10 protein-coding genes and 1 pseudogene are annotated in these 9476 nt (G+C 66.4%); 5 read left to right on the top strand and 6 right to left on the bottom strand.

Translation table 11 applies throughout. The features are described 5' to 3' along the window. Nucleotides 1-270: 270 nt before the first annotated feature. The 3 genes and pseudogenes from QZY03_RS29060 to QZY03_RS29050 all read left to right on the top strand — a co-directional run. Nucleotides 271-1047, top strand: a complete 777-nt coding sequence (locus QZY03_RS29060) for a hypothetical protein (protein ID WP_295587385.1) — start codon at nucleotides 271-273, stop codon at nucleotides 1045-1047. Between the two features lie 86 nt (nucleotides 1048-1133). After that, entirely contained in the window at nucleotides 1134-1475 is a 342-nt protein-coding gene (locus QZY03_RS29055) for a hypothetical protein (RefSeq protein ID WP_295587383.1), read from the top strand. Then, nucleotides 1372-1683, top strand: a pseudogene (locus QZY03_RS29050) (sensor histidine kinase); the annotation flags it as partial. The gene QZY03_RS29055 and the pseudogene QZY03_RS29050, both read left to right, overlap by 104 nt. Nucleotides 1684-1724: 41 nt before the next feature. On the opposite strand, the gene QZY03_RS29045 reads toward QZY03_RS29050, so the two are convergent. The 5 genes from QZY03_RS29045 to amrB form a co-directional block, all read right to left on the bottom strand. Beyond that, the gene (locus tag QZY03_RS29045; RefSeq protein WP_295587387.1) at nucleotides 1725-2237 is read right to left on the bottom strand and encodes a winged helix-turn-helix domain-containing protein; all 513 of its coding nucleotides are present in this window, start codon (nucleotides 2235-2237) and stop codon (nucleotides 1725-1727) included. 31 nt (nucleotides 2238-2268) lie between these two features. Next, nucleotides 2269-2931, bottom strand: coding sequence for an FHA domain-containing protein (locus QZY03_RS29040; protein WP_295587381.1), 663 nt, complete (start codon nucleotides 2929-2931; stop codon nucleotides 2269-2271). 202 nt (nucleotides 2932-3133) lie between these two features. Continuing rightward, a complete protein-coding gene (locus tag QZY03_RS29035; protein WP_295587380.1) occupies nucleotides 3134-4423 on the bottom strand; it encodes an HlyC/CorC family transporter in 1290 nt (429 codons plus the stop codon). Then, nucleotides 4420-5004, bottom strand: a complete 585-nt coding sequence (gene amrA / locus QZY03_RS29030; protein ID WP_295587378.1) for an AmmeMemoRadiSam system protein A — start codon at nucleotides 5002-5004, stop codon at nucleotides 4420-4422. The genes QZY03_RS29035 and amrA overlap by 4 nt, the downstream gene beginning before the upstream one ends. Continuing rightward, nucleotides 4991-5779: an AmmeMemoRadiSam system protein B gene (gene amrB / locus QZY03_RS29025; RefSeq protein WP_295587376.1), complete on the bottom strand. Its 789-nt coding sequence runs from the start codon at nucleotides 5777-5779 to the stop codon at nucleotides 4991-4993. The genes amrA and amrB overlap by 14 nt, the downstream gene beginning before the upstream one ends. 313 nt (nucleotides 5780-6092) lie before the next feature. Between amrB and amrS the strand changes: the two genes are divergently transcribed. Together amrS and QZY03_RS29015 are read left to right on the top strand one after the other, a co-directional pair. Continuing rightward, nucleotides 6093-7166, top strand: a complete 1074-nt coding sequence (amrS, locus tag QZY03_RS29020; protein ID WP_295587374.1) for an AmmeMemoRadiSam system radical SAM enzyme — start codon at nucleotides 6093-6095, stop codon at nucleotides 7164-7166. A 290-nt stretch (nucleotides 7167-7456) separates the two neighbouring features. Continuing rightward, the gene (locus tag QZY03_RS29015) at nucleotides 7457-9109 is read left to right on the top strand and encodes an SUMF1/EgtB/PvdO family nonheme iron enzyme (protein ID WP_295587372.1); all 1653 of its coding nucleotides are present in this window, start codon (nucleotides 7457-7459) and stop codon (nucleotides 9107-9109) included. A gap of 112 nt (nucleotides 9110-9221) precedes the next feature. Here QZY03_RS29015 and QZY03_RS29010 read toward each other — a convergent pair. After that, the coding region (locus QZY03_RS29010) for a DUF29 domain-containing protein (protein ID WP_295587370.1) at nucleotides 9222-9476 on the bottom strand (255 nt) is incomplete at its 5' end.

Below are 9476 nucleotides of genomic sequence, written 5' to 3'. Positions count from 1 at the left end.
GGTGACGGCTGGTGTTTTGGTCGACTTCAGACGATACCGCCGGTCTCCCGCTGCCGCCACCTCCGCAGGAGCCGCCGGCCCTGGTCCAGCCCACCCGTGCACAGCGCCCGGCCTCAGGCAAAAATGGCCAAAGTCGAGACGCCCTGGCCATGACCAATATTTTTCTTCATCTGTGAACATCTGTGTCCATCTGTGGATAAATCCGATCGATCACTTTGGCCGAAGCGCTGATCAAAGCCCAAGGCCCGGCCAACCAGAGCAAATCAAGCCGTGCACACCCTTGCCAGCCCGCTGCACTCCGGTATCCAGGGCCGCCTGCTGCTGATCCTGGGGCTGGCGACCCTGGCGATTCTGGCCGCGAGCGCGATGGCCCTGGTCGCCCTGATGGAGATTCGTGCCCGGGTGGCGGAAGTCACCAACCGGGAACTGCCGGCGTCGATCGCAGCCCTGGTCCTGGCGCGGGTCGGTGAGCGATTGCAGGATCGCACCCCGGCGTTGATGGCTGCAAAGGGCGCGGATGCGCGGCGGCATCAGACCAACCTGATCAATCGGGACCTGCGCTCGCTCACCAGCGAGACCGAGCGGCTGCGCGATCTGCATCCGGGCGGCAGCGGCGGGGTGGCCGACATCACCCGGCTGGCCCCGGCGCTGGCGAATAACCTGCGTGATCTGGCCCTGCTGCTGGAACGGCAGGCCAACCTCGGAACCGCCCTGCAGCGCCAACGGGACCAGCTCATCGACCTGCGCGAGGACGTTGCCCAGGTGCTGGGACCCTCGATCCTGGCGGTCGCCGCCGTGCTCTCCAGAGTGCCGGCGCCCGATCCGGGACTGTTCCGGCGGGCGGCCGTCGCCCACCAAGGACCGCTGCTGGACGCGGAGCGACTGGTGGGCTCGGCCTTGGGTGAGCTGCTGATCGCTGCGCAGGCGCCGACCATCGAACAGGTCACGCTCGCCCGCAACGCCTATGACCGGACGCTGGATCGGCTCACCGGGCTGATCCCCGCCATCCCTGCGGGACTGCGGGACTGCGGACCGGTCTCGCGCTGACCCGGCTCGCGGGTCAACTGGGCGCCGACGGGATCTTTACCCTGCGTCACGATGAACTGACGACCCTGGACGGCGCGGATCGACTGGTGGCGGCCAGCCGCGCCGTCGCCACCGACCTGAAGCAGCGGGTCGACGCCCTGGTGCGCTCGGCCAACGAGAACATCGCCCGGGCGGCGGACGCCATGGGCGCCAATCTGTTGAACAACACCCTGTGGTTCGTCGTCGTCAGCGTCGCCATCGTCCTGCTGGCCACCCTGCTTTCCTACCGGTTCGTGGTCCGCGACATCAGTCTGATCCAACCTGCTGCTCGCCACCTTCAACACCATGAACGACGGCTTCTCGGTTCTGGAACCCGCGCTGCCGCCGGTGCGCATCGACCCCGGCCAGCTGGAAGACGCCCTGATGAATCTGGCGATCAATGCCCGTGACGCCATGCAGGGCCAGGGACGAATCAGCCTCACCACGGCCCGCCTCGCGGACGGCACCATCGAGATCGCAGTCAGCGACACCGGCTGCGGCATGAGCCCGGAACTGGCCGAGCGGGTCTTCGAGCCCTTCTTTACCACCAAGCCCCCCGGCAAAGGCAGCGGGCTGGGTCTCAGCATGGTCTACGGTTTCGTTCGGCAGTCCGGCGGCAGCATCGCCATCGACAGTGCGCCGGGGCAGGGAACGCGGATTCAGATCCGGTTGCCCCCGGCGGCACCGGCAGACAGCCAAGGCCCGACGGCACCTGGCGCTGCGGTGCGGGACGCGGCACCCAGTACATCGATCGTGCGATCGAACACCTCCGCGTCCGCCGAACGCGTGCGCTCCAGCAACTGCTCGCGGCTCAACACCCGATGCGGCGCCGTGACGAAGGCTTCGAGCAGCAGGAATTCGGCATTGGTCAGCGACACCACCTGACCCGCGGGGTCGGTCAGCAGGCGGGCGGTCAGATCCAGAAACCAGCCCGCGAACTGCCGGCAGTCATGCCCCAGCGACGCGGCCGGCCCGAGATCCAAGGGCCGAGCCGAGGTCCGCCGCAACACGGCATTGATGCGGGCCACCAGTTCGCGGGGGTTGAAAGGCTTCACGACATAATCGTCGGCTCCCAATTCCAGACCGACGATCCGATCGATATCGGACCCCATCCCGGTCACCATCATGATCGGAATCGTCGAAGTCGCCCGCAGCCGCCGCGCAATCGTCAGCCCGTCCTGATCGAATGGACCGGACGACGGGCTAAGGTCGCGGGTCGCCCGGCACCTCCTCGCCGTCTACGAAACAAAAGAACTGACAGCGGATTCCGTCGACCTCGATCTGATCCCCGTTGGTGAGTTGCACCGTGTCGTCGCCCCGCAGGGAGCGCTGACCCACGTGGACGCGGTTGGCCTCCCCGATGCGGCCGAGGATGTAGTGCGTGTCGCGATGGGCGATGATGACCTCGTGGCCGCCGATGCGCTTCAGGCGGGTGACCGCCCGCCAGATCGGGATCACTTTCCCGATGTCCGGTCCGCTTTGGATCTGCAGATAGGCCGGCAGCAGGTCCGGTGCTTCCGATGAATCGTCGCGCGGCGCGGTCGCCCTGGCCGGCAGCGTCAATTGAGGTGCGTCCTCATCGGCCAGCGAGATGCTCAGGATGTGTTTTCCGACCAGGATCAAGTCACCGTCCGCCAGCGGACTGTAATCGACTCGGGTGCCATTGCGAAACACGGGGTGCGCCGCGTCCAGCGCGGTCAAGGTCAGGCTCTCCTGGGTCTGTTCAATCCGCGCGTGCCGGGGGGCGACGGCCAGACTATCGATGCACACCGCGCAGTCAGGATTACGCCCGATGATCGCGGACAGCACTTCCAGGCGGTAAACCGCAAGCAGACGACCCTTGAACGTCAGGGTAAGTTTGACCATGCGGTTTCCTGCACGAGTGGATGAGCGACGTTGCCGACGGATACGGACAACCCAGGGATCCTGGGCTGCGGGGCGGGAAGTATAGCCTTCACACCTGATCTCCAGGCATACCTTTGGTGTAGGGGCGGGTTTGAAACCCGCCCCTACGTCCGGTGATCACGTTCGATGCCTCTATTCCTGGGAATCGCTTCACGCGATTGCCTTACCCCGGCCGCTCCTGACGCCAGCCCTTGCGGGCTGCGCGGGGCGGGACTTTGACGGTCTTGACGGCGTTTTCCGTGGTCTGCACGATTTCGAGCGGATGACCATGCAGTTTGAGGCTGGTGCCGGATTCGGGGATGGTTTCCAGGTAGTCCAGAACCAGCCCGTTGAGTGTCTTGGGGCCATCGGTCGGCAGCTCCCAGCGCATGGCCCGGTTGAGGTCGCGTACGCCGATGCCGCAGTCCACCAGGATGCTGCCGTCCGCGGTCCGATGGATTTCCGGGATGCTGTCCGAGGGGTCTGTAGTGAATTCGCCGACGATCTCCTCCAGCAGGTCCACCAGGGTGATCAGACCCATGAAATCGCCGTATTCATCGACGACCAGGGCGATCCGCTGCTTTTCGCGCTGAAAGTTCAGAAGCTGCTGGTAGAGCGGCGTTCCTTCGGGCACGAAATAGGGCGGTTGGGCGATGGCGCGCAGGTGTTCCTTGCCAAGTCCCTGGTCGAGCATGGCGTGCAGCGCATGGCGCGCATGGAAGACGCCGATCACGTTGTCGATGCCGCCGTCGAACAGCGGCAGGCGGGTGTAGCCGGCATTGCGGATGGCCTGGATGATCTCATCCGCCGGGTCCTGGATGTCGATGCCTTCGACCTCGTTGCGGGGGATCATGATGTCCTCCACGGTCGCGTGCTCCAGGTCGAGGATGGCGAGCAGCATGGAGCGGCTGCGTTCCGGAATCATCGCCCCGGCCTCGCTGACAACGGTGCGCAGTTCCTCCCGGCTCAAGGCCGTGCCGGGTCCGGCTGCCATGGGCACGCCGATGAGCCGCAGCAGGCCGTTGGCGATCAGATTGACCAGCCAGACCAGGGGATACAGTAGTTTGAGCAAGGGGCCGTAGACATAGGCGGCCGGGTAGGCGAGGCGTTCCGGGTCCAGGGTGGCCAGGGTCTTGGGGGTGACCTCGCCGAAGATCAGGATCAAGAAGGTCAGGAGCCCGGCGGCGATACCGATGGCCGCCTCGCCGCCGAGCCGCAGGGCGATGACCGTGCCGATCGATGAGGCCAGGATGTTGACGAAGTTGTTGCCGAGCAGAATCACACCGATCAGTCGGTCCGGCCGTTCCAGCAGTTTGCGGGCGAGGCGGGCGCCGCGGTGACCCTGTTCGGCCCGGTGGCGCAGCCGATAGCGGTTGAGGGTCAGCAGGGCCGTCTCGGAGCCCGAGAAGAAGGCGGAGAGCAGGATCAGGATCAGCAGCAGGAGTAAGAGTCCGGTCAGCGGGATATCGTTCACGATCGGCCGCCGAAGGATTCGGTTCGATAGCGCGAGACCTTCAGCGTCTTACTCCAATGGTGGGCCGGGAGCCCGGCCTTGCGTTTGAGTTCGTTCAGGAATTGCCGCGGCTCGGGCAGCGACTCCCAGACCGCCGGCAGGAAGGTCCCGCGCGCCCAACCGTCTTCCAGGATCAAGCCGTCGATGCCGGGGCGCAACTGGCGCAGGAGGTCCGGTTCATCCTCGAACACCATCGGCTCGGCCGGCGTCAGCACCGAGCAGTCCAGCTCCAGGTTCTGCAGTTCCCAGGGCTCCAGCCGTCCGAATCTGGGGTCGCGGAAGGCTGCGGCGAAGGCATTGTCCGCCACGTCCAGGACCAGCGGCTGGCTGGCTTCCAGGTGACCGATGCAGCCGCGCAAGGCTCCATGGTGATGGAGCGTGACGAAGGCGGCCCGTGGTGCGCGCAGGACGTCAGGATAGGCCGCGGGGTTCGGCTGCAAGGGCGCGCCGACGGCGAGGCCGTGGCGGATCGACTCCCAGGCGACCTCGAGCAGCAGCCGGCGCGCGGCCGGGTCCAGGGTCTGAGCGTCAGAAGATGGCATAGGCACCATACCCGACCACCTGGTCACGTGGACCGGCTGTATCTCCGGAGTTACGCAGGTCCAGGGTGCGCACCGACAACCCGTGGTCGCGCGCCGCGAGCAGCAGTCCGGCCACCGGGGTGGCGCCGCAGGCACCGTCGTGATGCAGCGCCTCGGGTGCAAGCTGCTCGATGGCGCTGGTGGTTGCCCGGTCGGCCCGTTGCGCGGTGCTATAGTCCAGATAATGACTCAGGTCGGAGCTGACGACGATCAGGGTTTCATCCCCACCCCAGAGCCGCTCCAGAATCTGCGCCACCACCTCGGGCGCCACGCCGCCCACGATCAACGGGACAATCCGAAAGTCGGTGAGCAGGGTCTGGAGGAAGGGCAACTGCACTTCCAGGCAGTGTTCGCCGTCGAAGGCCGCATCCAGCGGCTCGACCTGCGGCAAATCCGCGAGGTTCTCGATCGCCGCCTGATCCAGTTCGACCGCACCCAGCGGGGTCAGCAGACGCTCCGCCGTCGGATAGGCGATGCCGCGAAACGGCAGCCGGTGGGCCGGACCGAGCAGCACCACCCGTCTGATCCGGGCGGCGATCGGAGCAAGCTGGGCATAGGCCGAGGCGGCGATCGCCCCGGAGTATGGATAACCCGCGTGGGGCGCGATCAGCGCCTTGGGGTGGGTCTGCGCAGCGGGTGCGACGGCGGCCAGCAAGGTGTCCACCTGCCGGCGCAGCGTCATGGGATCGGCCGGGTAGAAGCGCCCGGCTACGGCCGGTTGACGATCGATCATCATATGCAACCCCCTATTTCAGGCCCTTTGGTGTGGGCCGACTACTATGTAAGTGTAGTGAAAGTGCCGCCGCGGGGCGAGCCGGGCCGGTCCAGACCACCCAACAGCTCGGCCGGCAAACCGACCGACCGACCGGCGCGCGGGCCTTGATCATGGTTCCGGCCACTTGGGCTCGCCGGGTGCGTAGTCAGGCCATCCTGGCCTGACACCGTCAGGGCTGGAAGCCCTGACTATGCATGCCGCTGGCCGGGATTACGATCAAGGCCGGCGCGCGCTTTCGCGTCGTCATCGCCGACCGTGTCAGGAGTCCAATCCCATGTCCATCCATCCGACCCAATTCTGGCACAGTCTCCCGGACGGCCGGGTGCAGTGCGACGTCTGTCCGCGTTCCTGCAAACTGCACGAGGGCCAGCAAGGCTTCTGTTTCATGCGCGGCTGCCGCGACGGTGCAGTGGTCCTGGACGGCTACGGACGTTCCAGCGGCTTCTGTGTCGACCCCATTGAGAAGAAGCCGCTCAACCACTTTCTGCCCGGTACACCGATCCTCTCCTTCGGCACCGCCGGGTGCAATCTGGCCTGTCGCTTCTGTCAGAACTGGGACATGAGCAAGTCACGGGAGCAGGACACCCTGGCCGCGTCGGCGACCCCGGAGGCCATCGCCCGGCGCGCGGCTCAACTCGGCTGCCGCAGCGTCGCCTACACCTACAACGATCCGGTCATCTTCCTGGAGTATGCGGTGGATACCGCGGCGGCCTGCCGCGCGCTCGGCATCCGTAACGTGGCGGTGACCGCGGGCTATGTGAATCCGGGTGCGCGCGAGGTGTTTTTCGCCTCAATGGATGCGGCCAACGTGGATCTGAAGGCATTCACCGAGGACTTCTACCACCGGGTCTGCGGCGCTCATCTGGCGCCGGTGTTGGATACCCTGCGCTACCTGCGCCACGAGACCCGGGTCTGGTTCGAACTGACCACGCTGCTGATCCCTGGCTATAACGACAGCGACAAAGAACTCGACGCCATGACCCACTGGGTGGTGGACAACCTCGGGGTGGACGTGCCGATGCATTTCACCGCCTACCACCCCGACTGGAAGCTGCGCGATGCCCCGCCGACCCCACCCGCGACCTTGCGCCGCGCCTGTGAACTCGCGCGGCGCAACGGCGTGCGTTATGCCTACACCGGCAACGTCCATGACAGCGCCGGCGACAGCACCTGGTGTCACCACTGTGGCGCCTTGCTGATCGAGCGGGACTGGTACCAGCTTGGCGCCTGGGGCCTTGATGACCAGGGCCGCTGCCGCTCGTGCGGCACACCCCTGGCCGGGGTCTTCGAGACCCGTCCGGGCACCTGGGGGCCGCGACGCCTGCCGGTGAGCTTCGGGGCGACCTGACCCATGGAAGCGCCGGATCGATCGCCGTCGGACGCGATAACCGGACGTAGAACATACAAGGGGCGGGTTTGAAACCCGCCCCTACGCCAGGGGTCTGTCTGGATGTTCGGTATGAAGGTTACATTCCATCAAACGCAACGTTGTAGTGATGTGGTTTGTTTGGGCTCGGTCTTTCGGTAGGATGGGCAGAGCGAGAACGATGCCCATCCTCAAGCGCCGCGGTGGCCGGATGGGCATCGCCCGGCTCTACCCAATCCTACGCGCTGACGCAAGCTCCGGACCTGATCGCCATGCCGTCTCACGTCTCGCTTTCCGGCCTCGTGCACAACCCGCCTGTGCTACTGTCGGTGCTCATGTGCGCCGGTGTCGGCGGGGCCGTGATCCCGACCAGGGCGGACCCCGGCGCGGTTGGTGTCGCCCCGGCGGTCTGGCCGGCGCCGCTCTACAACCCCAAACCGCTGCCTGACGACGTGATCGTGCCGCTGCCGTGCGGGGGCGCGCTCGCCTTCCGGCCGGTGGCGACACCGGCCGGCAGCACCCGCACCGCGTTGGTCGGCCCCTTCTCGGGCACGGGCGGGACAGCGGGGCAGCACTTGCTGGTCGGCAAGTACGAGGTCACGGCGCTGCAATATCTGACGGTCACGGCACAGGCGGCGGGCGGGGCCTGCCCGCCGGCACCGGCACTCACCGGGGCCGCAGCCGTGACCGCACAGGTCGGCGTGAGTCGGATCGACGCGATCAACTTCGCTGCGCAACTGTCGCGGTGGCTGGCCGCCAATGCCGACCGGATTCCGCCATGTGCCGCTGATGCGACACCGTGTCTGCCGCGGGTCGAGGGCAAACCCGCCTTCGTCAGGCTGCCGCTGGACCTGGAGTGGGAGTACGCGGCGCGCGGCGGGGCATTGGTCTCCGCTGAGGTCTTTGCGCGATCCCGCTATCCCATGCCGGAGGGGCTCGACCGCCATGCCTGGTACAACCGCAACGCGGATGGGACGATCGCACCCATCGGACTGCGCCTGCCGAATCCCCTGGGACTGCACGACCTGTACGGCAATGCCTGGGAATGCATGAATGACCCGTACCGTTCAGAACAGTATCCCGGTCAGGTCGGCGGCGATGTGCTGCGCGGCGGGGGCATCCACAGCACGGACGAGGATCTGCGGGCGGATCGGCAGGTGGAGGTGCAGCCCTATGATGCCGCGGGCGATGTGCGGACGGCGGATACCGGTTTTCGGGTGGTGCTGGCCGCACCGGTGATGACCTCGATGGCGAAGCGGGCGGTGCCGGCGGCAGTCGACGGGGCGGCCGATGAACCGGATACGCGCGATGCAACAGCCAGGGAGCCGGCGACGCCGACAGCAGCGGTTGCCGCGGCTGGGCGACTGCGGGTCTCTGTGGACCTGGACAGCTCCGCATTTATCCACGTCGACGGCGAAATCAAAGGATTGGCCTCCGGCGGCCGGCCCGTGGAGGTGAGCGGTCTGTCGCCCGGTCCCCATTTGGTGGCGGTGCGGGCCAGGGGCTACCCGGATGCCGAGGAGTGGGTGACGGTCAGCGGGGCGGCGCCGGTCGAGGTTAGCCTGCACTTGGAGCCGACACCGGAACGGGCCGAGGAGAGCCTGGGGCTGAAACAGGCCGATCGGCAGTCGATCGTGGATCAGCTTGGCGAACTCGGTTATCTCGGTCGCTTGAACCAAGGCAAGTTCGAAGCGGACTTTCGCCGCATCCTGAAAGCCTTTCAACGCGATCACCAACTCCCGGCAACCGGCTACCTGACGACCGCGACCCTTGCGCTGATCGAGCGGCAAGTCGCCGCGCGCAAGCAGCGACAGCAGACGGCCGGAGCAGGTGTCACCCCGCCGCCATCCTCCGGCCGCTATCTTCAGGTCCCCGAGCGTCAAACCGACGGCGGGATGAACTGGACGGACACGGTGCCGCCCTGATCCCTATTTGTAGCCTTCCGACCTGATATCCGGACAGATCCTTGGTGTAGGGGCGGGTTTGAAACCCGCCCCTACGTCCGGTTATCACGTCCGACGGCTATAACTGGCACGCTCATTGGGGCCAAAACTCCTCATCGAGCAGTTGCGCGATGCTGAAGGGACAGGTCTCCGGAAAGGTCTGAAGCGGCAGGCCGGTTTCACGCATGGCGTTCTTGCGGACGTTGCCGTAGCGGGCGGCGATCAGTTCGGGTAGCCGGGGTCGCAGACTTGGGCTGTCCTGGAGCCCGGTAGGTTGGGGTGACGAAGCCCGGTAGGTTGGGGTGACGAAGGAACCCCAACGGCCAACGCCTGGGATCGTTGGGGTTCC

This window comes from uncultured Lamprocystis sp. (assembly GCF_903933125.1).
Classification (GTDB): domain Bacteria; phylum Pseudomonadota; class Gammaproteobacteria; order Chromatiales; family Chromatiaceae; genus Thiodictyon.
Note: the sequence above shows the minus strand (reverse complement) of the source record. Positions and strands in the feature narration are given on the sequence as shown.

What these genes read in the sequence shown, in the direction of transcription:
- QZY03_RS29040 (WP_295587381.1), bottom strand. Translation starts at nt 2,931, where the DNA reads ATGGTCAAACTTACCCTGACGTTCAAGGGTCGTCTGCTTGCGGTTTAC.
- amrA (WP_295587378.1), bottom strand. Translation starts at nt 5,004, where the DNA reads ATGCCATCTTCTGACGCTCAGACCCTGGACCCGGCCGCGCGCCGGCTG.
- amrB (WP_295587376.1), bottom strand. Translation starts at nt 5,779, where the DNA reads ATGATGATCGATCGTCAACCGGCCGTAGCCGGGCGCTTCTACCCGGCC.
- amrS (WP_295587374.1), top strand. Translation starts at nt 6,093, where the DNA reads ATGTCCATCCATCCGACCCAATTCTGGCACAGTCTCCCGGACGGCCGG.
- QZY03_RS29015 (WP_295587372.1), top strand. Translation starts at nt 7,457, where the DNA reads ATGCCGTCTCACGTCTCGCTTTCCGGCCTCGTGCACAACCCGCCTGTG.